The 20,711-nt window shown below is 68.6% G+C and carries 23 protein-coding genes and 1 tRNA gene; 6 read left to right on the top strand and 18 right to left on the bottom strand.

Going from position 1 to position 20,711, the window contains the following annotated elements:
* Positions 1-5: 5 nt before the first annotated feature.
* The 3 genes from DVW87_RS11420 to DVW87_RS11410 form a co-directional block, all read right to left on the bottom strand.
* A complete protein-coding gene (locus DVW87_RS11420; RefSeq protein WP_114687869.1) occupies positions 6-752 on the bottom strand; it encodes a GDSL-type esterase/lipase family protein in 747 nt (248 codons plus the stop codon).
* A 71-nt stretch (positions 753-823) separates the two neighbouring features.
* Entirely contained in the window at positions 824-1,090 is a 267-nt protein-coding gene (locus tag DVW87_RS11415) for a DUF3297 family protein (protein ID WP_114687868.1), read from the bottom strand.
* A gap of 92 nt (positions 1,091-1,182) precedes the next feature.
* Positions 1,183-1,554, bottom strand: coding sequence for a hypothetical protein (locus DVW87_RS11410; protein ID WP_114687867.1), 372 nt, complete (start codon positions 1,552-1,554; stop codon positions 1,183-1,185).
* Between the two features lie 236 nt (positions 1,555-1,790).
* Between DVW87_RS11410 and dapB the strand changes: the two genes are divergently transcribed.
* The 3 genes from dapB to DVW87_RS11395 all read left to right on the top strand — a co-directional run bounded on the left by dapB (position 1,791) and on the right by DVW87_RS11395 (position 3,312).
* The gene (gene dapB / locus DVW87_RS11405) at positions 1,791-2,519 is read left to right on the top strand and encodes a 4-hydroxy-tetrahydrodipicolinate reductase (protein ID WP_114687866.1); all 729 of its coding nucleotides are present in this window, start codon (positions 1,791-1,793) and stop codon (positions 2,517-2,519) included.
* On the top strand, positions 2,516-3,178 hold the full coding sequence (nth, locus tag DVW87_RS11400) for an endonuclease III (protein WP_114687865.1): 663 nt from the start codon (positions 2,516-2,518) through the stop codon (positions 3,176-3,178). Before dapB ends, nth begins: the two co-directional genes overlap by 4 nt.
* Before the next feature lie 57 nt (positions 3,179-3,235).
* Positions 3,236-3,312 (top strand) — tRNA-Arg (locus DVW87_RS11395).
* Positions 3,313-3,467: 155 nt separating this feature from the next.
* Here the strand turns inward: DVW87_RS11395 and pnp are convergent.
* From pnp to rimP, 11 genes are all read right to left on the bottom strand, one after another.
* Positions 3,468-5,804 (bottom strand): polyribonucleotide nucleotidyltransferase, encoded by a 2,337-nt coding sequence (pnp, locus tag DVW87_RS11390; RefSeq protein WP_114687864.1) that lies wholly within the window; start codon positions 5,802-5,804, stop codon positions 3,468-3,470.
* Positions 5,805-5,986: 182 nt separating this feature from the next.
* Positions 5,987-6,256 (bottom strand): 30S ribosomal protein S15, encoded by a 270-nt coding sequence (gene rpsO, locus DVW87_RS11385; protein ID WP_114687863.1) that lies wholly within the window; start codon positions 6,254-6,256, stop codon positions 5,987-5,989.
* 22 nt (positions 6,257-6,278) lie between these two features.
* Positions 6,279-7,172 carry a tRNA pseudouridine(55) synthase TruB gene (gene truB / locus DVW87_RS11380; protein WP_114687862.1) on the bottom strand — a complete coding sequence of 298 codons (894 nt, stop codon included), beginning with the start codon at positions 7,170-7,172 and terminating at the stop codon, positions 6,279-6,281.
* 43 nt (positions 7,173-7,215) lie between these two features.
* Positions 7,216-7,602, bottom strand: a complete 387-nt coding sequence (locus tag DVW87_RS17805) for a hypothetical protein (RefSeq protein WP_147276261.1) — start codon at positions 7,600-7,602, stop codon at positions 7,216-7,218.
* Positions 7,603-7,620: 18 nt separating this feature from the next.
* A complete protein-coding gene (locus DVW87_RS11375; RefSeq protein ID WP_114687861.1) occupies positions 7,621-8,226 on the bottom strand; it encodes a thymidine kinase in 606 nt (201 codons plus the stop codon).
* 15 nt (positions 8,227-8,241) lie between these two features.
* Entirely contained in the window at positions 8,242-8,634 is a 393-nt protein-coding gene (rbfA, locus tag DVW87_RS11370; protein ID WP_114687860.1) for a 30S ribosome-binding factor RbfA, read from the bottom strand.
* 51 nt (positions 8,635-8,685) lie between these two features.
* Complete coding sequence (gene infB / locus DVW87_RS11365; RefSeq protein ID WP_114687859.1) at positions 8,686-11,445, bottom strand: translation initiation factor IF-2; 2,760 nt, start codon at positions 11,443-11,445, stop codon at positions 8,686-8,688.
* Positions 11,446-12,186, bottom strand: a complete 741-nt coding sequence (locus DVW87_RS11360) for a DUF448 domain-containing protein (RefSeq protein ID WP_114687858.1) — start codon at positions 12,184-12,186, stop codon at positions 11,446-11,448.
* Positions 12,167-12,400 carry a tautomerase family protein gene (locus tag DVW87_RS11355; protein WP_114687857.1) on the bottom strand — a complete coding sequence of 78 codons (234 nt, stop codon included), beginning with the start codon at positions 12,398-12,400 and terminating at the stop codon, positions 12,167-12,169. Before DVW87_RS11355 ends, DVW87_RS11360 begins: the two co-directional genes overlap by 20 nt.
* 7 nt (positions 12,401-12,407) lie before the next feature.
* Positions 12,408-14,048 (bottom strand): transcription termination factor NusA, encoded by a 1,641-nt coding sequence (gene nusA, locus DVW87_RS11350; RefSeq protein WP_114687856.1) that lies wholly within the window; start codon positions 14,046-14,048, stop codon positions 12,408-12,410.
* Entirely contained in the window at positions 14,048-14,641 is a 594-nt protein-coding gene (rimP, locus tag DVW87_RS11345) for a ribosome maturation protein RimP (protein WP_114687855.1), read from the bottom strand. The genes nusA and rimP overlap by 1 nt, the downstream gene beginning before the upstream one ends.
* Before the next feature lie 174 nt (positions 14,642-14,815).
* On the opposite strand from rimP, the gene DVW87_RS11340 reads away from it, so the two are divergent.
* A complete protein-coding gene (locus tag DVW87_RS11340; protein ID WP_239017863.1) occupies positions 14,816-16,069 on the top strand; it encodes a PQQ-dependent sugar dehydrogenase in 1,254 nt (417 codons plus the stop codon).
* A 49-nt stretch (positions 16,070-16,118) separates the two neighbouring features.
* The gene (locus DVW87_RS11335; protein ID WP_181814809.1) at positions 16,119-16,532 is read left to right on the top strand and encodes a hypothetical protein; all 414 of its coding nucleotides are present in this window, start codon (positions 16,119-16,121) and stop codon (positions 16,530-16,532) included.
* Between the two features lie 116 nt (positions 16,533-16,648).
* Here the strand turns inward: DVW87_RS11335 and DVW87_RS11330 are convergent, their stop codons facing one another.
* From DVW87_RS11330 to DVW87_RS11315, 4 genes are all read right to left on the bottom strand, one after another.
* A complete protein-coding gene (locus tag DVW87_RS11330; RefSeq protein ID WP_114687854.1) occupies positions 16,649-17,599 on the bottom strand; it encodes an alpha/beta fold hydrolase in 951 nt (316 codons plus the stop codon).
* A gap of 1 nt (position 17,600) precedes the next feature.
* Positions 17,601-17,804, bottom strand: coding sequence for a helix-turn-helix transcriptional regulator (locus tag DVW87_RS11325; RefSeq protein WP_114687853.1), 204 nt, complete (start codon positions 17,802-17,804; stop codon positions 17,601-17,603).
* Entirely contained in the window at positions 17,801-18,229 is a 429-nt protein-coding gene (locus DVW87_RS11320) for a hypothetical protein (RefSeq protein WP_114687852.1), read from the bottom strand. The genes DVW87_RS11325 and DVW87_RS11320 overlap by 4 nt, the downstream gene beginning before the upstream one ends.
* A gap of 70 nt (positions 18,230-18,299) precedes the next feature.
* Positions 18,300-19,700 (bottom strand): glutamate ligase domain-containing protein, encoded by a 1,401-nt coding sequence (locus DVW87_RS11315; RefSeq protein WP_114687851.1) that lies wholly within the window; start codon positions 19,698-19,700, stop codon positions 18,300-18,302.
* 183 nt (positions 19,701-19,883) lie between these two features.
* Between DVW87_RS11315 and DVW87_RS11310 the strand changes: the two genes are divergently transcribed.
* Complete coding sequence (locus tag DVW87_RS11310) at positions 19,884-20,702, top strand: LD-carboxypeptidase (RefSeq protein WP_114687850.1); 819 nt, start codon at positions 19,884-19,886, stop codon at positions 20,700-20,702.
* The last annotated feature ends 9 nt before the right edge of the window (positions 20,703-20,711 follow it).

Below are 20,711 nucleotides of genomic sequence, written 5' to 3'. Positions count from 1 at the left end.
CGCTGTCAGATCGACGGAGGTGGCGCTTGCGCGCGGGCGCAGCGGGCCAGTGCCCCGGCGGGCAAGGCCTGCTGCAAGCCGGCCTGCACGTGGCGGGTCCAGATGCGGTAGCCGGCATCGTCCATGTGGATGCCGTCTGCGATGAAATAGGGGCCTGGTCGGCCGTTCACCAGCATCGGCGTCGTTACATCGATAAAGGTCAGATCCGCCCGTTGCTCCGCCAACCGGCGCAGTGCGGCATCGTACGCATTCTGCACACCGAAGAGCGCCGCCCGCTTCGGGCTTGGCTTGATGGACAGAACCAGCATCGGCACGCGCGGGAACCGCTGATCTTTCTCCGCCAGGAACGCGTGGAAATCTGCCACCGTCTTTTCCGCCGAGGCGCCCTTCGCGATATCATTATCCCCGGCGTAGAAGACGATGGCGACCGGCGCGCGTGTGGACTCCGGCTCGTGCGCCAGGTGCCGGGTCAGCTCGGGCAGCAATGCTCCCCCGATCCCGCGGTTGTGCGCCGACCATGACGGCATGTCGCGATCAAGCGTCTTCCACCGGTAGATGGACGAACTGCCAACGAACCAAAGGGGGCAACCGCGTCCGGTTCCGACGACATCCGGCAGCGGCGCGTTCGCCGCCATGCGCAGCTGGGCTCCCACCCAGCCGCCCGTGATCAACAGGAAAACGGCCAGCGCGAGCGCCAGCTTGCCGAGGACGGGCGCGATCGTTCTGGAGGAAAGGGAACGGGAAGGAGGCAAGCGGCAGGCACTCGTGCAACGGCGTGGCCCCCGTTCCTGCAGCCAAAGCCGTTAACGCGTGGTAATCGCGGTCAGCCCTCGCCGGAAACCTCGCCGGCCGGCGGGTTCTGGAACCAGGCTTCCACCGGCCCGGTGAGCTTGATGGTCAGCGGATTGCCGTGGCGATCCACCTTCTTGCCGATCTGCACGCGGATCCAGCCTTCGGACAGGCTGTATTCCTCCACGTCGGTGCGCTCCTTGTCCTTGAAGCGGATGCCGATGCCGCGCTGGAGCACCTCCTGGTCGAAGAAGGGGCTGCGCGGGTTGACGGAAAGGCGATCGGGAGGCGTGTCGGTCATGGCGCGGCTTTTGGCCCAAGTCTCGCCTGTGCGCCAGATGCGAAAACGGCGCGGAAGTCGCCTCCCGCGCCGTTCTCAGATCCGATGGACGGTCAGTTGCAGACCCGCACCCGCACGCTGCGCCCGTAATAGGGATCGAAGCGCCGCTGCGTGTAGCAGGCGGGATAGCGGTCATAATAATAATCGCGGGCATAATAGCCGCCGCGACGGGGCGGGGGCGGCGGATAATAGCCGCGGTCGTAATAGCCGTCATAATACCGGTCGCGGTTGCTCGACGCGATGGCCGCGCCGACGCCCAGGCCGACGATGCCGCCCAGGATCGCGGCACCCGCCGCATCGCCGCCGCGGTGATGCCAGCCGCCGCGATACCCGCGGTACCGCTGCGCCTCGGCCGGCGCGGCTGCGGTCAGCGCAGTGGCGCCCAGCGCCAGCCCCAGCACCGCCTTCTTCACCATGCTGTTCATGTCTATCTCCTCATCGCTGACGCGAATGGCTCCTCCGCAAACGCACGGCCCCGTCAGCTTGTTGCCGGGATAGCCTGGCCGTCCTGAATGCGTGCGGAATGAAGCATTTAGCCGCCATTCAGGAGGGGCGGGCGATCATCATCACCGGCTTGCAACAAACCCCGCGCAGGACAGGTTCACCATTGCCGCGCTTTCGCCTAGGAACGCGCGCACGGCGACACGAAAGGCACGCATCCATGACCGCGATCGGCATCATCGGCAGCGCGGGGCGCATGGGGCAGGCGATCGCGGCCATCGTGCCCGATCTGGGGGCGACGATCGCCGGTGCGGTGGATTCGGGCGGTGACCGGGTGCAACTGGCCCATGACGCCGACGTGCTGGTGGATTTCACCGCGCCGTCCGCTCTGGAGGCGAACCTGGCCGCCGCGCGGCTGGCCCGCACCCCGATCGTGGTGGGCACCACGGGGCTTTCCGCCACGCACCACGTGATGATCGATGCCGCGGCCGAGGAGGTCGCCGTGCTGCAGACCGGGACGACCTCGCTCGGAGTCACGCTGCTGGCCCGGCTGGTGCGCGAGGCGGCGGAGCGGCTCGGCCCGGAATGGGATATCGAGATCGTCGAGATGCATCATCGCCACAAGGTCGACGCGCCCTCCGGCACCGCCTTTCTGCTCGGCGAGGCGGCGGCCGCGGGGCGGGGGACGACGCTGGCCGATACGGCGGTGATCGGTCGCGCGGGGCTCACCGGCGCGCGCGCGGAGGAGACGATCGGCTTTTCCTCCCTGCGCGGGGGCACCGTGGCGGGGGACCACACCGTGTTCTTCGCAGGGCCGGGCGAGCGGCTGGAACTGGCGCATCGTGCCGAAAGCCGCGAGATCTTCGCACGCGGCGCGGTGACGGCCGCCCTGTGGCTCGCGGGCAAGCCGGCCGGACGCTACCGCATGGCGGACGTGCTGGACCTGTGAAGCGCGCCCGGATCGTCGAATTCTACAGCCGGCTGGCCGCCGACAATCCGCATCCCGAAACGGAGCTGGAGAGCGGCAACGTCTTCCAATTGCTGGTCGCGGTGGTTCTGTCGGCGCAGGCGACCGACGCCGGCGTCAACAAGGCCACCCGCCGCCTGTTCGCGGACGTGACCACGCCCGAGCAGATGGTGGCGCTCGGCGAGGACGGGCTGAAGGCGCATATCCGCACGATCGGCCTGTTCAACACCAAGGCCAAGAACGTCATCGCCCTGTCCGAGGCGCTGATCGCCGACCATTGCGGACAGGTGCCGAACGATCGCGCGGCGCTGGAAAAGCTGCCGGGCGTCGGTCGCAAGACCGCCAACGTGGTGCTGAACACCGCTTTCGGGGCGGAGACCTTTGCCGTGGACACCCACATCTTCCGCGTGTGCAACCGCACGCGGTTGGCGCCGGGCAAGACCGTGCTGGCGGTGGAGCTGAAGCTCGACAAGGCGACGCCGCAGCCTTTCCGCCTGCACGCACATCATTGGCTGATCCTGCACGGCCGCTATGTCTGCAAGGCGCGACGGCCGGAATGCTGGCGCTGCGTGGTCGCCGATCTCTGCCCCTTCGAGCCGAAGACCCCGCCGCCTGGAACGCGGGCGGCCGGGCAAGCCTGATGCGGAGCGCAAAACCACTGGCGCACCGTCCCGCGCTTTGCTAACCGGCTCCCTCACGCACCCGTAGCTCAGCTGGATAGAGCGCTGCCCTCCGAAGGCAGAGGCCACAGGTTCGAATCCTGTCGGGTGCGCCATTCTCCCTTTCTTGTCGCCAATGCCGCTCGCCGGCCTTGCGGACGCGCGTGCGCGGAACGCGACGCAGCGGCGCGAGACGTCCACCGGCGTCGCGCGCGAAAAAGGGCCCGGTGCGCTGGCACCGAGCCCCTTCTTGCCAGCCTTGCGGCGTGGATCAGTCGCGATCGCCGGTCAGGAACGACGGGGCGAACTCGGGCTCGGGGCCTTCGTCCTTGCCGCCGGTCGGACCTTCGCGACGCGGGCCGCGGTCGCGGCGGGGGCCGCGATCGCCGCGGTCGCCGCCTTCGCGACGCGGGCCGCGATCGCCGCGGTCGCCGCCGCCTTCACGACGCGGGCCACGGTCGCCGCGCGGCTCGCGCGGTTCGCGGGCCGGACGGGTGTCCTCCAGCTCGGCGCCGGTCTCCTGGTCGACGACGCGCATCGACAGGCGCACCTTGCCGCGCGGATCGATCTCGAGCACCTTGACCTTCACGGCCTGGCCCTCGCTGAGGGCGTCGGAGACCTTCTCCACGCGCTCGTTCTTGATCTCCGAGACGTGGACGAGGCCGTCCTTGCCGCCCATGAAGTTCACGAACGCGCCGAAATCGACCAGGTTGACGACCTTGCCGTCGTAGATCTTGCCGACCTCGGCCTCTTCGACCAGGCCCTTGATCCACTTGATCGCGGCCTCGATCTGCGCCGGATCGGACGAGGACACCTTGATGACGCCCTCGTCGTCGATGTCGACCTTGGCGCCGGTGGTGGCGACGATCTCGCGGATCACCTTGCCGCCGGTGCCGATCACTTCACGGATCTTGGACTTGTCGATGGAGAAGGTCTCGATCCGCGGCGCGTGCGCCGACAGCTCGGAACGGGTCTCGCCCAGCGCCTTGGCCATTTCGCCCAGGATGTGCGCGCGGCCGTCATGCGCCTGTGCCAGCGCGACCTTCATGATCTCCTCGGTGATGCCGGCGATCTTGATGTCCATCTGCAGGCTGGTGATGCCCTCGGACGTGCCGGCCACCTTGAAGTCCATGTCGCCGAGGTGATCCTCGTCGCCCAGGATGTCCGACAGGACGGCGAACTTGTCGCCTTCCAGGATCAGGCCCATCGCGATGCCCGACACCGGGCGCTTCAGCGGCACGCCCGCATCCATCAGCGACAGCGAACCGCCGCACACCGTCGCCATCGACGACGAGCCGTTCGACTCGGTGATGTCGGAGGTGACGCGGATCGTGTACGGGAACTCCTCCTTGGTCGGCAGCACCGGGTGCAGCGCGCGCCAGGCGAGCTTGCCATGGCCGATCTCGCGACGACCCGGCGCCCCGAAGCGGCCCACTTCGCCGACCGAATAGGGCGGGAAGTTATAGTGCAGCATGAAATGCTGGTAGGAGAGGCCGTTCAGTCCGTCGATCATCTGCTCGGCATCGCGCGTGCCGAGCGTGGTGGTGGCGATGGTCTGCGTCTCGCCGCGGGTGAACAGCGCCGAGCCGTGCGCACGCGGGAGGAAGTGGACCTCGGCCTCGATCGGGCGCACCGTCTTGGTGTCGCGGCCGTCGATGCGCACGCCCTCGTTCAGGATCTGGCCGCGGACGATCTCCGCCTCCAGCTTCTTCACGAGCTTCAGCGTGCCGAGATACTGCGCCGGATCGCTTTCCTTGAGGTCCGCGAACGCCTCACGCGCCTTGGTACGGGCGGCGTTGAGTGCGTTCTGGCGCTGCTGCTTGTCCGTCAGCTTGTAGGCGGCGGCGACATCGGCGCCGATCGCGTCCTTCAGCTTGGCCATGGTCGCGGACTTGTCCTCGACGGGCGCGAGCTCCCACGGATCCTTGGCGGACTTCTCGGCAAGCTGGATGATCGCGTCGATCACCTGCGCCGAGGCCTTGTGCGCGAACATCACCGCGCCGAGCATGACCTCTTCCGACAGCTCCTTGGCTTCGGATTCGACCATCATCACCGCGTCCTGCGTGGCGGCGACGACGAGGTCGAGCTCGCCCGCTTCCACCTGCGCATCGGTCGGGTTGAGGATGTACTCGCCATTCTCGTAGCCGACGCGGGCCGCGCCGATCGGGCCCATGAAGGGCACGCCCGAGATGGTGAGCGCGGCGGAGGCGGCGACCATCGCGACGATGTCCGGCTCGTTCTCGCCGTCATAGGAGAGAACCTGGCAGATCGCGTTGATCTCGTTGTAGAAGCCCTCGGGGAACAGCGGGCGGACCGGACGGTCGATCAGGCGGCTGATGAGCGTCTCGCGCTCGGTGGCGCCGCGCTCGCGCTTGAAGAAGCCGCCCGGAATGCGCCCGGCGGCGGAGAACTTTTCCTGATAGTGGACGGTGAGCGGGAAGAAGTCCTGCCCTTCCTTCACCGTCTTGGCCGCCGTGACGGCGCACAGGACCACGGTTTCGCCGAGGGTCGCGATCACCGCGCCATCGGCCTGGCGGGCGACCTTGCCCGTCTCCAGGGTCAGCGTCTTGCCGCCCCATTCGATGCTGACTGTCTGCTTGTCGAACATTTGATTTCCTTCACTCCCATCACCCGATGCGATGGGGGCCTATGAGAGAGCCGTTTGCGGCTCGGGGGACCTGACCGGATTGCCTGGTCCCTTGTGTCCCCGCAAAGGCGGAGACCCAGACTGGGCTTCCGCCTTCGCGGGAGCACATATACGAGAAGGGCGCCGCAAGGGCGCCCTTCGGGTTACTTGCGAAGGCCGAGCTTCGCGATGAGATCGAGATAGCGATTGCCGTCCGACTTGCGGAGATAATCGAGAAGCGCGCGGCGCTTGTTGACCATCATCAGCAGGCCGCGGCGGGAATGGTTGTCCTTGGCGTGGCCCTTGAAGTGCTCGGTCAGGTTGCGGATGCGCTCCGTCAGGATCGCGACCTGCACCTCGGGGGAGCCGGTGTCGCCCTCGACGCGGGCATGTTCCTTGACGAGCTCGTTCTTGCGCTCGGGCGTGATCGACATGTTCTTGTTCCTCGACATCGAACTACAGGTTGAAGCCGCGCACGACGCGGACGTTTCCGTCCTCCACCTCCACCAACGCAACCGGCACATCGTGCAGGCTTGCGAAACGAAGGCCGTCGCTGGCAGCGATCCCGGCCAGAACCCGCCCCTGTCGGAGCGCCCCTGCCTGGTCGGGATCGAGTGCAAGAGCCGGGATGTCGTCCAGCCCTGCGCTCAGCGGCAGGAGATGTTGTTCAAGGCGCCCGCCCTTAGCGGCTTCGTCCAGATTGTCCAGCGATATCGCGTGAGCCAGCGTGAACGGCCCAGCCTTCAGGCGGCGCAGCATGGTGACATGGCCAACCGTGCCGAGCGCCAATGCGATGTCGCGCGCCAGGGAGCGGATATAGGTGCCCTTGGAGACGGAAGCGACCAGCGTGACGCTGTCGATCCCCCCCTCTGCCGGAGAGTCCCGCAAGACAAGCGAATGCACTGTCACGGCGCGCGGTGCCAGCACCACCTCCTCCCCGCGGCGCGCCAGATCGTAGGCGCGCTGCCCGTCCACCTTGAGGGCGGAAAAGGCCGGCGGCATCTGCTCGATCGCCCCGGTGAAGCATGGCAGCATCGCGGCCAGATCGGCGGGGGCAGGGCGCTCGGCCGATGTGGCGACAGCGGTTCCCTCCGCATCCAGCGTGTCGGTCTGCATGCCGAACGCGATCGTGAAGGCATATTCCTTGTCGCTGTCGAGCATGCGGCCGGCCAGCTTGGTGGCCTCGCCGATCGCCACCGGCAGCACGCCCGTCGCCAGCGGGTCCAGCGTGCCGCCATGGCCGACCTTGGCCTTGCCCAAGCCGGCGGTACGAAGCGCGCGCTTCACCGCGCTTACCCCCTGGGTCGAGCCGAGACCCAGCGGCTTGTCGAGAATGATCCAGCCATGCATCCCAAGGGCATTACCGCCGCCGTCCCCTTGCGCAAGCGGCGGGCTACCTCCGGTGACGCTTGGCGCTGCCCGGCTGACCAGGAGGCGGAGCAGAGGTGGTGATGCTGGTGATGCCGCAATTCAATTGAGGATACCGGGTCGACGAAATGCTCGAAAACCGGTCGAGTCGATTACCCGGGCTCGGCCGATAGACGATCGTGTTTTGCGTTGCGTCCGGCAGGCACGGACCGGTCAACGTCACTTTGTACCAGCGCAGTCGGCGATCCTGCAGGTAGACAATGTTGGAGTCGCGGCCTTCGGGCTGGAAGTTGATTATTCCGCCCGCAGCAAAGTCGATCGTCGTTTCTTTGCCTTGAGGCTCTTTCTGCGCGTGCAAGGCGGCAGGCAGGCTAACTGTCGCGGCGAGCGCGAAGGAAACAAGCAGACGCATGGCAATCGTCCTTACAGATCAGTTGGTTGGTTCGAAACCCGCATCGATCCGCAACGTTCCCGCGAGCGCGGCGCTGTGATGCCGGCGGCACAAGGCGACATAGCGGTCGTTGCCGCCGATCTCGGTCTGGCGCCCGGCGGTGACCGCATGACCGCTTTCGTCGACGCGCAGGTTCATGGTCGCCTTGCGCCCGCACATGCACACCGACTTGATCTCCACCAGCGCGTCGGCGATCGCCAAGAGCCGCGCCGAGCCGGGAAACAGCTCGCCCAGGAAGTCGGTGCGCAGGCCATAGGCGAGTACCGGCACGTCGTGGCTGTCCGCCAGCCAGGCGAGCTGATCGACCTGTGCGGCGGTAAGGAACTGCGCCTCGTCCACCAGCAGGCAGGCGGGCCGTTCCTGCGCGGTGACGATCGCGGCAAGATCCGTGTCGGGTCCGAACGGGATCGCGTCCGCCGACAGGCCGATGCGCGAGGCGATGGTGCCGGGCGCAAAGCGATCGTCCACCGCCGCGGTGAACAGGATGGTGCGCATGCCGCGCTCGCGATAGTTGAAGTCGGCCTGGAGCAGGTTGGTCGATTTGCCCGCATTCATGCTGGCATAATAGAAATAGAGCTTGGCCATGGCGTGTGCGCTAGCTCACTCGCCGTCGCTCTCCAAATCGCGCGCCACCTCGGGCTTGCGGAGGAGCGCGTCGATATGGCTGCCCTCGTCGAAGCTCTCGTCGGCCAGGAACTTCAGCCTGGCCGCATATTTCATCTTGATGCGGTGCGCGACCTCGCGCTGGAGATAGGCGGTGTTGGTGCGCAGCGCCTTCAGCACCGCGTCCTCGTCCTTGCCGAGCAGCGGCTTCACGAACACGGTCGCATGGCGCAGGTCGGGCGACATGCGCACTTCGGTGACGCTCACCATGTGGCGGCTCAGCGTCTCGTCATGCACGTCGCCGCGCTGCAGGATCTCGGACAGCACGTGCCGCACCTGCTCGCCGACGCGCAGCGTGCGCACGGATTTTTCCTGTGGGTCTTTGTTCATCGACTTGCATCCGACGCCACCCCGGCGTGAAAACCGGGGTGGCGATGGTGGTTACAGCATGCGTTCGCGCAGCTCGACCTCGAAGGTTTCGAGGTAATCGCCGGCGCGGATGTCGGTGAAGTTCTGCGTGAAGGTCACGCCGCACTCCAGACCCGCCCGCACTTCCGGCACATCATCCTTGAACCGGCGAAGCGAAGCGATCTCGCCCTGGTAGATGATGACGTCGTTGCGCGTGATGCGCGCCTTGAGCGCCTTGCGGATGACGCCCTCGGTGACGAGCAGGCCGGCGGCCTTGCCGATCTTGCCCGCGTTGAACACGTCGCGGATCTCCGCGCGGCCCACCACGGTTTCGAACGCCTCCGGCCCGAGCTCGCCCGCCATGCCGGCGCGGATCTCGTCGATCAGGTCGTAGATCACGTCATAGTATTTCAGCGCGACATGATAGCGCTCGGCGATCTCGCGCGCCTTGGCGTTGGCGCGGACGTGGAAGCCGATGATTGGCGCCCCGGAGGCGGCCGCGGCGTTCACGTCGGACTCGGTGATGCCGCCGACCCCCGAATGCAGGATGCGCACGCGGATGTCCTCGTTGCCGATCTTGCCCAAGCTGGCGACGATCGCCTCCACCGAGCCCTGCGTGTCGGCCTTGACCACCAGCGGGTACTCGATCGCCTGCTTGTCCTTCAGCGCGGAGAACATGCTCTCCAGGCTGGCCGGCGCCGAGGTGGTGCGCTTCTGGGTGAGCACCGACTGGCGGTACTCGGCGACCTCGCGGGCGCGCGCGTCGTTCTCGACCACCTGCAGCTGGTCGCCGGCCGATGGCGTGCCGGACATGCCGAGCACCTCCACCGGCATGGACGGGCCCGCTTCCTTCAGCTGGCGGCCCTTGTCGTCCACCAGCGCACGGACCTTGCCGCTTTCCGCGCCGACGACGAACACGTCGCCGACCTTCAGCGTGCCGCGCGTGACGAGCACGGTGGCGACCGGACCGCGGCCCTTGTCCAGCTTGGCCTCGATCACGCTGCCTTCGGCCGGGCGATCGGGGTTGGCGGAAAGCTCCATCAGCTCGGCCTGGAGCTGGATCTTCTCGATCAGCTCGTCCAGGCCGGTCTTCTTGAGCGCGGAAACCTCCACGTCCTGGACTTCGCCGCCCATCGATTCGACCTGCACGTCCTCCGACAGCAGGCGCTCGCGCACGCGCTGGGCGTTGGCGTCGTGCTTGTCGACCTTGTTGATCGCCACGATCATCGGCTTGCCGGCGGCCTTGGTGTGGTTGATCGCCTCGATCGTCTGCGGCATCAGGCCGTCGTCGGCGGCCACCACCAGCACCACGATGTCGGTCACGTCCGCGCCGCGCGCGCGCATGGCGGTGAACGCCTCGTGGCCCGGCGTGTCGAGGAAGGTGATCTTCGACTTGTCCTTCAGCGTGACCTGATAGGCGCCGATATGCTGCGTGATGCCGCCGGCCTCACCGCGCACCACGTCCGTGCCGCGCAGCGCGTCGAGCAGCGACGTCTTGCCATGGTCAACATGGCCCATGATGGTGACGACGGGCGGACGCGGACGCAGCGCTTCGGGCGCATCCTCCGCGGTGTCGATGGCGAGATCGACGTCGCTGTCGGACACACGGACGATGTTGTGCCCGAATTCGGTGACGAGCAGTTCGGCGGTGTCCTGGTCGATGTTCGCGTTGAGCGTGACGGGCATGCCCATCTTGAACAACACCTTGACCAGGTCCGCGCCCTTTTCGGCCATGCGGTTGGCCAGTTCGGCGACGGTGATCGTTTCCGGCACCTGCACGTCGCGCACCTGCTTGGCCTGCGCCTCGCGCGGGCCGCCATAGGTGCGGCGCTCCTTCTCGCGGGCGCGCTTCAGCGCGGCAAGGCTGCGCGCACGGGCACCGTCCTCGCCACCCAGCGCGCGGTTGACGCTCAGGCGACCGCCGCGGCGCTCCTCGCCCTTGCGGTCGCGCTGCTGCGGCTGCTGCGGACGGGCCGGCTCGGAAGTTCCGAGCGGACGGCGCACAGCGCCGGCGGCGCCTGCAGGCGTGGACGTGCCGGCACCGGCCGGGGCCGAGCCGGCGGCCGCAGTCTGCGGGCGCGGGGCAGGGCGTTCGGGGCGCGGCACCGGCGTGAAGCGACGCGGCGCAGGCATGGAACTGTCGAGCGACACCGTGACCGGCTGCGGCGGAGCGGCAGGCGCAGGGGCCGGCTGCGGCACGGGCGCGGGCGCGGTGGCGCGCACCGGCTCGGCCGCCGGAGCAGCGGGGGTCGGCGCAGCGGGAGCCGGGGCCGGCGTCGCGGCAGGAGCCTCGACAACCGGTTCGGGCGTCGGGGCGGGAGCGGGTTCCGGCTCGGGGGCAGGCGCGGCTTCGGCGGCGGCGCGTTCCTCGGCGCGGCGGCGCGCGTCCTCGGCGGCTTCCTCCGCCTTGCGCTGGCGCTCGGCCTCGTCGCGGCGGCGCGCGTCTTCCAGCGCCTCCATGCGCAGTTCCTCCGCCTCGCGGGCGAGGCGGGCGACGCGCTCCTGCGGAGTCTCGTTGGACGGCGCGGCCGGACGGCGCGGCGGCTCGGGAGCGCGCTGGACGGGGGCAGGCGCCGGTGTCGGCGCGGGCGCCGGCTCGGGCGCGGCGACCGGCGCATCGGCGGGCGCGCCGCCGGCCGGACCCAGCACGCGGCGGCGCTTGGTTTCCACGATCACGGTGTTGGACCGGCCATGGCTGAAGCTCTGCTTCACCTTGCCCGTTTCCACCGTGCGCTTCAGCCCCAGCGGCGCGCGCATGCCCAGTTTCGGCTTTTCGTTGTCCGTATCGCTCACTCAGTGTCCTCGTTCAGTCAAATTCTCGGCCGGCTGGCCCCCACCGGAGCCGGACGCCGATGCGCCCTGCGAGGCCGTTTCGCAAGGCACGGAGTCCGGGTCAGGGCCGATAAAGCGCTGCCAGCGGGCCAGCGCTTCGCGCACCCGGCCGGCGGCATGGGAGTCGGTCAACGCTGCATGTACCACATTCTCGCGGCCCAGCGCCAACCCCAATATGGTGCGCGGCACCGGCAACGCCAAGCCCTGTTCGCCCGAACCTTCGCGATCCCTGCCCACGCGCCAGGCCTGGTCGAGCTTGCGGCGCCCATCCGCGGCCGCATCGCTGGCATGGAGAAGAAGCGCGACCTTGCCCGCGCGTGCGGCGGCATCGATCCGCTCATGGCCGATCACAACATGGCCGGCGCGCGATTCGAGCCCCAGCCGATCCATGGCCGCGCGCTCCAGCGCATCGGCGATGCGCGCGGGCAGGTCGTCCGGGATCTGGAGGTCGCCGGTCTTGAACGCACGGGACAGCGCGCCGCGCAGCCGTCCCTTGGCCTGCGCCGCGACCAGTTCGCCTTGCGACACGCCGATCCACGCGCCGCGTCCGGGCGCCTTGGCGCGCACGTCCGGCAGCACCTGCCCGTCAGGGCCGAGCGCGAGCCGGATCAACCCCTCCCGCGCGTCCTGTTCGCGCGAGAGGATGCAGGTGCGAACCGGGCCTCCGTGGTCCTTCAGCGCCTCATTGCGAGGGTTCCGCATGCGCGTCTCCCTGTGCAGGAGGGGGAGGGGCACGGTCGGCGATCAACTGACCGGCCGCGCCGTAGTTCTCGGTCGGGATCTCCTCGATCACCACCTGCACCGCGGCCGCCGGCTTGCCCAGCCGCTCCACGAGCGACCGGGTCACGTCGGCGACAACGGCGGCCTTCTGCTCGCGGGTGGCGGAGCCGGCCAGGCGGATCGAGACGAACGGCATCTGCGGCTTACGCCTCCTCGCTCGCATTGGCGGCGGCAGGTTCCTCATCGGACCCCTCGGAGCCAGCTTCTGCCGGCTCGGCATCGAACCAATGCGCGCGGGCGGCCATGATGATCTCGTTGCCCTGCTCCTCGGACAGGCCGTACTCGCCCAGCACGCCGCCCTTCGGCTCGGGACGCTTGGGCGCGTCCTCGTTGCGGCGGCGCGGCTCGGCGCGCTTCTTCTCGATCAGCTCGTCCGTGGCGAGATCGGCCAGGTCGTCCAGCGTCTTGATGCTCGCCTTGCCCAGCGTGACCAGCATCGCTTCGGTCAGGTACGGCAGCTCGGCCAGGGCGTCCTCGACGCCCAGGGCCTGGCGCTCCTCGCGGTTCGCCTGCTCGCGGCGCTCCAGCGCCTCGGTGGCCCGGCTCTGCAGCTCCTGCGCCAGGTCCTCGTCGAAGCCCTCGATGCCGGCCAGTTCGTCCAGCTCGACATAGGCGACTTCTTCCAGCGCGCCGAAACCCTCGGCGACCAGCAGCTGCGCCAGCGTCTCGTCCACGTCCAGCTCCTGCTGGAACATCTCGGTGCGCTCGACGAATTCCTTCTGGCGCTTCTCGCTGGCATCCTGCTCGGTGAGGATGTCGATCGACTTGGCGGTGAGCTGGCTGGCGAGGCGCACGTTCTGGCCGCGGCGACCGATCGCAAGCGACAGCTGGTCGTCGGGGACGACCACCTCGATGCGGTCCTCTTCCTCGTCGATCACCACGCGCGCGACGTTCGCCGGCTGCAGCGCGTTGACGACAAAGGTCGCGGTGTCCGGCGACCAGGGGATGATGTCGATCTTCTCGCCCTGCATCTCCTGCACGACGGCCTGCACGCGGCTGCCCTTCATGCCGACACAGGCGCCGACCGGATCGATCGAGCTGTCGTGGCTGATGACGCCGATCTTGGCGCGGCTGCCCGGGTCGCGGGCGGCGGCCTTGATCTCGATGATGCCGTCGTAGATTTCGGGCACTTCCTGCGCGAACAGCTTCTTCATGAAGTCCGGATGCGCGCGGGACAGGAAGATCTGCGGTCCGCGATTCTCGCGGCGCACCGACAGGATCAGGGAGCGGATGCGGTCGTTCACGCGCACCACTTCGCGCGGGATCTGCTGGTCGCGGCGGATGACGCCCTCGGCGCGGCCGAGATCGACCACCACATGGCCGAATTCCACCCGCTTCACGACGCCGGTGATGATCTCGCCCTGGCGGTCCTTGAACTCCTCGAACTGGCGCTCGCGCTCGGCGTCGCGCACCTTCTGGAAGATCACCTGCTTGGCGGCCTGCGCGGCGATGCGGCCGAACTCGATCGGGGGCAGCGGATCGACGATGAAGTCGCCCAGCGCCGCATCCTTTTGCAGCTTCTGCGCGCCCTTAACGTCCACCTGCGTGAAGTAATTGTCGACCGCTTCGACCACTTCCACGACGCGCCACAGGCGCAGGTCGCCGCTGTTCGGGTCCAGCTTGGCACGGATGTCGTTCTCGGCGCCGTAGCGGGCCTTGGCGGCGCGCTGGATCGCGTCCTCCATCGCCTCGATCACGATGGCCTTGTCGATCAGCTTCTCGGACGCCACCGAGTTCGCGATCGCGAGCAGCTCGGCCTTGTTGGCGGAAATGGCAGTGGCCATCAGTGCGTTTCCTCTGTCACGGGATCTTCTGGGTCGGTTTCTTCGTCCGGATCGCCGGACAGCTCGAGAATCTCGTCTGCGCCCTTGGTTTCGAGCGGCACGGTGGCGGCGATCAGCTTGTCGGTGAGCACCAGCTTGGCATCCAGGATGCCGGAAAAGGGCACAACGGCGGCCTCGCCGGTCCGGCTGACGATGGTGATGGCATCGCCGTCAATGCCGGTCAGCTCGCCCTTGAACTGCTTCTGCCCGTCGATCGCCTCGCCCAGCACGATGCGCGCCTCATGGCCCGCCCAGTCGGCGAAGTCCTTCGGCCGGGTGAGCGGACGATCGATGCCGGGGGAGGAGACCTCCAGGCGATAGGCGTCCTCGATCGGATCGCGGCCGGCGGCTTCCAGCTCGTCCAGCCGGTCGGACACGCGGCGCGAAAGCTCGGCGCAATCGTCGATGTTGAGCTGGCCGGTGGCAGGGCGTTCGGCCATGATCTGCAGCGTGCGCTCGTCGCCGCGCCCGAACAGGCGCACGCGCACCAGTTCGAAGCCGAGCGCTTCCGCCTCCGGCTCGATCAATGCGGTCAGTGCGGCGATGTCCGCCAAATCAGCTGCTCCATGACATGTCTGTTCGCGCCGCGGAGCGAACCCCGCAGCCTCTTCACCGCTGACGATGTAGAGAATACGAGGGCGATATAGGCCAGGGCGCCGGCGGAGGCAAGCGCAACCCGCAGCGGCGATGCGGCGTTCTGGCCCCAACCGCCGGGAGAGACCTGATCCATGTTGAAGTTCCTGCTGCTCGCCAGTGCGCCGCTGGCGCTTGCCGCTTCCGCCGCCTGCTCGACGGAGCCGCAGGCGACGCCGACCGGCGCGGCCGGGGAGCCGCAGGGCCCGCAACCGCCTGAGGCTGCACGCCCGGTGCCGAAGAACGCGCCGCTCGACCCCGCCGTGAAGAACGTCGCCGCCACCACCGGTCGCGCGAACATCGCCGAATCCGCGCCGCCGTTCACGGTGGAGACGATCGGCCAGTTCGACCAGCCGTTCGCGCTCGCCTTCCTGCCGGACGGCCGCCTGCTCGTGACGGAGAAAGGCGGCACGCTGAAGCTGCGCGGCAAGGACGGCGCACTGGCGGAAATCGGCAGCGTGCCCGCAGTGGAGGCGGGTGGACAGGGCGGCCTGCTCGACGTGGCGGTGGCGCCGGATTTCGCCACCAGCCGCTCGATCTATCTCACCTATGCCGAGCCGGGTGCGAACGGGCCGGCGCTGGCGCTGTGGCGCGGGCAGCTGCGCGAAGAGGGTGGCGCTGCTGCCTTGTCGGGCGCGGTGATCTGGCGGGCGGGCTCCAACGGTCCCGGCGGGCAGTTCGGCGCGACGATCGCCTTCTCGCCCGACGGCAGATACCTGTTCCTCACCTCGGGCGAACGGCAGCGGTTCACGCCGGCGCAGGATCCGAAACAGGCGCTCGGCAAGGTGCTGCGCCTGACGCTGGACGGCAAGGCGGCGCCCGGCAATCCGATGTTCGCCAAGGGCGGGGTGGAGGCGATGACCTGGACCTCCGGCCACCGCAATCCCTATGGCATCGCCTTCACGCCCGATGGCCGCTTGTGGGAAGAGGAGATGGGTCCGCAGGGCGGCGACGAGCTCAACCTGCTGGAGCCCGGCCGCAACTATGGCTGGCCGCTCGTCTCCAATGGCGACAATTATTCCGGCCAGCCGATCCCCGACCATCCCAGCCGTCCCGAGTTCGCCGCACCGGCCCTGTGGTGGAACCCGGTGATCTCGCCGGGCGGGATGATCGCCTATACCGGCGCGATGTTTCCGCAGTATCGCGGCTCGCTGTTCATCGCGGGCCTGTCCAGCCAGGCGCTGATCCGGGTGGCGGTGAACGGCGCGTCGGCGAAGGCGGCGGACTGGTGGAACATGGGCACGCGCATCCGCGACGTGGCACAGGCGCCCGACGGGGCGATCTGGCTGCTGGAGGATGGCGGCAAGGGGGTCGGCGGCAAGTTGCTGCGCCTGTCGGCAAAGCGCTGAACCCTTTTGGGGGCTTGCGCCGCCCGGCGGGTTCGTGCGTTGAGGCATCATGGCCCAGACACCGTCCTCGACGCCGACCAAGTCCGCGACCGACATCATGCAGGAGATCCTGTTCTCCGCCGTGCTCGACTCCATTGTCGCGTTCAAGGAGGCGTCCAAGGGGCTGCCGAACGCGCTGCTGCGCGATCTCAACGCGGTGCATCGGAACACCACCACCGCCGATCTGCCGAAGGAAGTGCAGGATGCGGTGGGCGCCAGCGTGCGGGCGGCCTTCAGCCGGTTGCAGAAGGAAGGCTATACCGTGGCTCCGGGAAGCGGTGGTCCGGGCGGTCCGGGCGGCGCGCCCCGCTCCGGCCCGCCGCGCACTCCCCGTCCGCCGCAGAACCGCGGCGCGCCGGTGGTGGAAACCCGCCGCCGCCCGCCCACCCGGCCCGGCGGCAAGCCTCCGGCACGGCCGCGGTAAAAGGAGAGAAGCGTCGCGCATGGACCGCCCGTGCTCCCGCGGAAGCGGGAGCCCGGAGAAGCGAACGGTATCGCCTGCGGCTCTGCGCTCCCGCCTCCGCGGGAGCACATCGGCGATCAGCTGACGAGAAACCTGTCCAGCGCGGCGTTGAAGGCGGCGGGCTGGTCCAGCATGACAAAATGTGCGGCGGGGCCGACGCCGACAAAGGTCGCGTTGGCCATGCCCGTGAACTGCCCGCGGAAGAATGCATCGGCCGCGTCCTTGCGCGGATAGGCCTCGTTCCAGGCGTAGACCACGGTCACGGGCGTCCGCACCTTCGGCAGCTCCGGCCGCATGTCGGTGACGAGGTCCTCGTACAGCGCCCGGGCGGTGACCCGCGGATCGGCGCGCATCGCCCATTCGGTCAGGCGCGCACGATGATCGGGGTTCAGCGTCATGCTGGCGACCTGCGCCGCGGCGGCGCCGCGATCGGCGGGCTTGCCGTAGCTGCCGGCGACAGCGTCGCGCATCTGCGCCGCGCGGGGCTCCACCATCGCCGCGGTGATCGGCGTGCCGGGCGGCACTAGGGTCGCGGCGAAGAAGGGCAGCGAGTCGACCATCATCAATCGTCCCATATCCGCCGGATGGCGGGCGGCGAGCATCAGGCCGACGAGCCCGCCCATCGAATGGCCGACGATCGCCGGCCGGTCGAGCTTGCGCGCGGCGATCATCGCGTGGAGATCCGCGACGATGCCGTCGAGCAGCCCGCCGCTCAGGTTGCCGCGCGGATCGTCGCCGGCAAAGCCGTTAACCTGGACCAGGAGCACGCTGTGGCCCCTGGCGAGCGCGGGCGCCACGCCGTCCCAGGCGGCGCGGGGGCTCGCCAAGCCGGGGATCAGGATCACGGGCGTCCCATGCCCGATCGTCTCGATGGAGATGTGCTCCATCTGCACGGGTGCGGAGGTCGCCGGCTGCGCCTTCTGCACCGGGGCGATCTGCGCCGGAGCGGGTTGGTTGAACAGGCCGCAGGCGATCGCCAGCGCGGCCAACAGGTGTACCCGGCGGAAGCGCGGATTGCAGATCGGCATGTCAGTTCTCCCTGGATGGGCTGGTGAAGACGTCTTCGATGGCAAGGCCGAACAACTCGGCGATCTTGAAGGCGAGGGGGAGCGAGGGGTCGTAGCGGCCGGTTTCGATCGCATTCACGCTCTGGCGCGAAACCTCCAGCTTCTCGGCGAGATCGCCCTGGCTCCAGTTGCGCTCGGCGCGCAGCACCTTGAGGCGGTTGATCACGCGCCGTGCCCGGCGTGCCGCTCGCGCAGCCCCAACAGGCACTGGCCGATGCCCCAGCCGGCGCACCACAGGACGAAGGCAAAGTATCCCGGCAGGTGCGGCAGCACGCCGGCCTCTTCCATGAAGCCCCAGGCGGTCATCACGCTGAGCGAAACCGCGATCCCGACCAGCATGCCCGACACCACTCGCTGGCGCAGATACTCGTCCCGCTCCTCGACGATGTAGAGGCCCATCACGCCGATGATCGCGATCACTGGCACAGCGGGAAGGACGGACAGCACGACCAGCGCCGCCCCGGTCGGGTGAAAATGACGCAGCGCCCAGGTCGCGCCGAACAGGGCGACTACATAGCTGATCATGGTGGGCCAGAACCGGCGCAGATAGGCCCGCCCGGCAGGTGTCGAGTTGTTCTCGCCGCGTAGCATGGTGACAAGCTCCCTTTCGAATCAGTGAAGGAAGCTTTACATGCAAGGGATGCTTTACGTCAAGGGCGCTTTACATTCTGGCGCGTAGACTTTCCAGAAGGTCGAGTGCCAGCTGGCTCAGCGTGTCGTCGCGTGCCCCCATGATGACGATGCGGTCCCCGGTACGCGCGTTGCTGGCGAGGTGGGCTGCGGCGGCGGCGCGATCGGGGATGTGCATCGCCGTCCGGCCGGCGGCGGAGACTTCCGCAACGATGTCGGCGCTCGTCACGTCGCGGGCCACGGTGCCGCCCTGGTAGACGGGATCGGGCATCACCAGCACGTCCTCCGCCCCAAGCTTCGTCGCGAAGGTGGCGACCAGCTCGGACCGCATCACCTTGAGCGGGCCGTAGCCATGCGGCTGGAACAGCGCGAGGACGCGGCCGGGAAAGGCGTGCAGCGTGTCCAGCGTGGCGCCGATCTTGTCGGGGTTGTGCCCGAAATCGTCGATCACCGAGACGCCCCCTGCTTCGCCCACCAGGTCGAAGCGGCGGCGCAGGCCGGTGAAGCCGGCAAGCGCCTCGGCCGCCTGCGCCAACGGCACGCCGGCGGCCCGGACCGCCGCCAGTGCGGCCAGCGCATTGGCGACGTTGTGGCGACCCGGCACCGACAACCGCACCGGCAGGCGCTTTCCTTCGGCGAGAAGATCGAAGCCGATGGCGAACGGCTCCGCCCGCAGCCTCTCCGCAACGAGATCGGCCGGTGCGTCGATCGCGAAGGTGACGACGCGATCCTTCGGCAGGGTCATGGCAAGCTGCGCGCTTTCCGCGTCGCCGACATTGACCACCGCCGTGCCGGCCTTGGCGGCGAAGGTGCCGAACAGGTCGCGCAACTCCTCCAGGCTCTTGTGGTCGAGGCTGACATTGTTGAGCACCGCCACGCGCGGCCAGAACAGGGCGATCGAACCGTCGCTTTCGTCCACCTCGCTGACGAACGCCTCGCCCGCGCCCACCAGCGCGGAGGCGAACGGCGCATCGGCCGCCGCGAAGTTCTTCATCACTGCGCCGTTCATCACGGTCGGGTCGCGCCCGCACGCATGCAGGATCCAGCCGATCATGCCGGTGACGGTGGACTTGCCGCTGGTGCCCGCGACGCCGATCGGCAGCGCGCTGGCGTTGAACAGGTCGGCCAGCACTTCGGCGCGCGTGCGGCGGTCGCAGCCGAGCTCGGCCGCGCGCATCATGTCGGGCACGCTCGCCTCGACGGCGGCGGAGGCGACCACCACCTGATCGGGCGAGGTGAGCCCGCTGCCGTCCTGCGGGTAGAGGGCGATGCCGCGCGCCTTCAGATCGTCGAACTTGGCGGGCAGGCGGCCGGCATCGAGCGCGCGGTCCGAACCCGAAACCGCCACACCGCGGGCGGACAGGATCATGGCGAGCGGCATCATGCCCGAGCCGCCGATGCCGACGAAGAAGTGGGGTTTGCGCGGAGCCATGGCGGCGGGCTATCGGCGGATTTGCACGCTCGGGCAATATCCACCGTTCGTCCCCACTAGCCTCCGGGCTTGTCGGGGAGGCATATCGAGAGACATGTCTCGATACGGGCTCTCGACAGGCTCGATCCCTGCTCGACACGAACGGGGTAGTTGAAGGCGGGCTGGTTGAGGAACGGAAACGGAATGAAGATCGGCGTCGTCGCACCAGCCAACCCCATCGATCCGGCGGTGGTCGCCAAGGGGCAGGCGTTCGTCGCGCTCGCCTTTCCGGAAGTGGACCTGGTCATCCACCCGCAGGTCTATCGCACGGACGGCGGGCATTTCGCCGGGCCGGACGACGTGCGCGCCGCGGCGTTCCTGGAGGTCGCCAACGATCCCACGTTCGACGCGATCTGGTTCGCGCGCGGAGGCTATGGCTCGAACCGGCTGCTCACCCGCATCCTGCCGCACCTCAACGATGCGGCACGGGTGAAGTCCTATGTCGGCTATTCCGACATGACGTTCCTCCTGAGCGCCCTGTACGCCGCGCGGATCGGCCAGCCGGCGAGCGGGCCGATGCTGGCGGATATCGGCCGCAAGGACGGCGACCAGACGGTCACCCGCACGCTGCAATGGCTGACGAAGCGGGACACGCGCGGGCTGGAGCCGGGGCTTGCCGGGCAACCCTCCGCGGCGTTCAACCTGTCGATCCTCCACGCGCTGATCGGCACGCCCTACCTGCCGGACCTCGCCGACCACGTGCTCATCATCGAGGAAGTGTCCGAGCCGCTATATGCGATCGACCGGATGCTGTTCCACATGGCGCATGCCACGCAGCTGAAGGGGATTGCCGGCGTCCGGCTGGGCTATGTCACCGCGATCAAGCCCAACGAGCCGGGCTGGCAGGGCTCGCTGGAGGACATGATGCGGCGCTGGTGCGGGGAGATGGGGGTGCCCTATCTCGGCCGCGCCGAGGTGGGGCATGTGCAGCAGAACCATGTGGTGCCATTCGGCTGGCACTGAGCCGAGGCT

This window comes from Sphingomonas aracearum, assembly GCF_003345355.1.
GTDB lineage: Bacteria > Pseudomonadota > Alphaproteobacteria > Sphingomonadales > Sphingomonadaceae > Sphingomonas > Sphingomonas aracearum.
The sequence above is the reverse complement of the archived record's forward strand: the minus strand, read 5'-3'. Positions and strand labels throughout refer to the sequence as shown.

What these genes read in the sequence shown, in the direction of transcription:
- DVW87_RS11315 (WP_114687851.1), bottom strand. Translation starts at nt 19,700, where the DNA reads ATGGCTCCGCGCAAACCCCACTTCTTCGTCGGCATCGGCGGCTCGGGC.
- DVW87_RS11320 (WP_114687852.1), bottom strand. Translation starts at nt 18,229, where the DNA reads ATGCTACGCGGCGAGAACAACTCGACACCTGCCGGGCGGGCCTATCTG.
- pnp (WP_114687864.1), bottom strand. Translation starts at nt 5,804, where the DNA reads ATGTTCGACAAGCAGACAGTCAGCATCGAATGGGGCGGCAAGACGCTG.
- rbfA (WP_114687860.1), bottom strand. Translation starts at nt 8,634, where the DNA reads ATGAACAAAGACCCACAGGAAAAATCCGTGCGCACGCTGCGCGTCGGC.
- DVW87_RS11335 (WP_181814809.1), top strand. Translation starts at nt 16,119, where the DNA reads ATGGCCCAGACACCGTCCTCGACGCCGACCAAGTCCGCGACCGACATC.
- DVW87_RS17805 (WP_147276261.1), bottom strand. Translation starts at nt 7,602, where the DNA reads ATGCGTCTGCTTGTTTCCTTCGCGCTCGCCGCGACAGTTAGCCTGCCT.
- DVW87_RS11340 (WP_239017863.1), top strand. Translation starts at nt 14,816, where the DNA reads ATGTTGAAGTTCCTGCTGCTCGCCAGTGCGCCGCTGGCGCTTGCCGCT.
- DVW87_RS11310 (WP_114687850.1), top strand. Translation starts at nt 19,884, where the DNA reads ATGAAGATCGGCGTCGTCGCACCAGCCAACCCCATCGATCCGGCGGTG.
- truB (WP_114687862.1), bottom strand. Translation starts at nt 7,172, where the DNA reads ATGCATGGCTGGATCATTCTCGACAAGCCGCTGGGTCTCGGCTCGACC.
- DVW87_RS11355 (WP_114687857.1), bottom strand. Translation starts at nt 12,400, where the DNA reads ATGCCGTTCGTCTCGATCCGCCTGGCCGGCTCCGCCACCCGCGAGCAG.
- DVW87_RS11415 (WP_114687868.1), bottom strand. Translation starts at nt 1,090, where the DNA reads ATGACCGACACGCCTCCCGATCGCCTTTCCGTCAACCCGCGCAGCCCC.
- DVW87_RS11410 (WP_114687867.1), bottom strand. Translation starts at nt 1,554, where the DNA reads ATGAACAGCATGGTGAAGAAGGCGGTGCTGGGGCTGGCGCTGGGCGCC.
- DVW87_RS11330 (WP_114687854.1), bottom strand. Translation starts at nt 17,599, where the DNA reads ATGCCGATCTGCAATCCGCGCTTCCGCCGGGTACACCTGTTGGCCGCG.
- DVW87_RS11360 (WP_114687858.1), bottom strand. Translation starts at nt 12,186, where the DNA reads ATGCGGAACCCTCGCAATGAGGCGCTGAAGGACCACGGAGGCCCGGTT.
- DVW87_RS11375 (WP_114687861.1), bottom strand. Translation starts at nt 8,226, where the DNA reads ATGGCCAAGCTCTATTTCTATTATGCCAGCATGAATGCGGGCAAATCG.
- nusA (WP_114687856.1), bottom strand. Translation starts at nt 14,048, where the DNA reads ATGGCCACTGCCATTTCCGCCAACAAGGCCGAGCTGCTCGCGATCGCG.
- rpsO (WP_114687863.1), bottom strand. Translation starts at nt 6,256, where the DNA reads ATGTCGATCACGCCCGAGCGCAAGAACGAGCTCGTCAAGGAACATGCC.
- dapB (WP_114687866.1), top strand. Translation starts at nt 1,791, where the DNA reads ATGACCGCGATCGGCATCATCGGCAGCGCGGGGCGCATGGGGCAGGCG.